This is a genomic window from Halolamina salina (assembly GCF_042678005.1).
In the GTDB taxonomy this organism is placed as follows: domain Archaea; phylum Halobacteriota; class Halobacteria; order Halobacteriales; family Haloferacaceae; genus Halolamina; species Halolamina salina.
This window is the reverse complement of the sequence record NZ_JBHUDH010000217.1, coordinates 1-1,239: the sequence shown is the minus strand read 5'-3', so window position 1 is coordinate 1,239 and position 1,239 is coordinate 1. Positions and strand designations below refer to the sequence as shown.

The 1,239-nt window shown below is 69.1% G+C and carries 1 pseudogene; it reads left to right on the top strand.

Annotation, left to right across the window (positions count from 1 at the left end):
• Window positions 1-1,124, top strand: a pseudogene (locus ACFR9S_RS14730) (DNA-binding protein); the annotation flags it as partial.
• Window positions 1,125-1,239 lie beyond the last annotated feature (115 nt).

Genomic DNA, 1,239 nt, shown 5'->3' with positions numbered 1-1,239 from the left:
CCGAGGCGATCCGCCGCGCGGTGTTCGAGTCCCGACCGATCGTGGTCCGGCACGCCGCGACCGCCGACGGCTACGTCGCCGGCGTGGCGCTCGAACGCGCCATCCTCCCGATGGTGCGCGAGGAGCACGCCGAGAGCGACGCCGAGTACCACTACGTGAACCGGCGTCCGCTGGAGGAGTCGGTGTACGAGATGAACGACGCGACGAACGACGTGACCAGCATGCTGCAGGACCGCGACCGGCACGACGAGAAGCTGCCGCTCGTGGTGCTGGCCGGCACCGCCTCCACCGTCGAGAGCGAGGACGGGCTGGAGATGCTGGGGATCTACGGCGCCAAGCGCGTCGTCGTCGACGCCGCGCCGGCGGACCCGGAGATCGCCGACACGTCGGACGTGCTGGTCAACCCCGACGCCGACGGGCTCTCGACGGGCGCGCTGGCGTCGTCGCTCGCGACGACGGTCTCCCCCGAGGTGCGCGAGGAGATCGCCCACCTGCCGGCAGTCAGCTACTGGGAGGACACGCCCGACTCCTACCTCGACGCCGCCCGCGAGGCCGGCTTCGACGAGGAGGCGGTGACGGAGCTGCGGGAGGCGATCGCGCTGGAGGCGTTCTACCAGTCCTACGACGAGAAGCGCGAACTGGTCGGCGACCTGCTGTTCGGCGAGAGCCCCGAGGCCGTCGCCGCCGGCGCGCCCGAGGACGCCGCCGAGAGCGAGACGCTGGCGGGTCACATCGCGACCCAGTTCCGCGAGAAGATGGACACGGAAGTCGAGACCGCCGAGGCCAACATCGAGCGCAGCGAGAGCGGTGGCGTCGAGGTCGCGGTGCTCGACACCGAGGAGTACACCCACAAGTACGACTTCCCGCCGAGTTCGCTGCTGCTTGACGAGCTCCACCGCCGCGGCGACGCGGCCGTGACGATCGGCGTCGCGATGGACGAACTCTGGGTCCGCGCGGACACGGACGTGGACCTGCGAGAAGTGGCTCGTGAAGCGGCCTCGAACGCGCCGAACGCCGGAATCAGCGCTGCGGGCCTGCGCGAGGGTCGGATCGAGTTCCTCTCCGGTGCTCGTGAAGAGGTCGAGATCGCGGTCGTCGGGGCGGTCGTCGAGCAGTTCGACTGATTCTCGGTTCGCTGCGTTTTCTCGGGTTTCTTCGGTTCGCGTCGATGGCTCGTCTTCATTACCGACTACTGTAACAGCAACAGCATCTCGTTCGTAGACCACTTGTGGCCGCAGG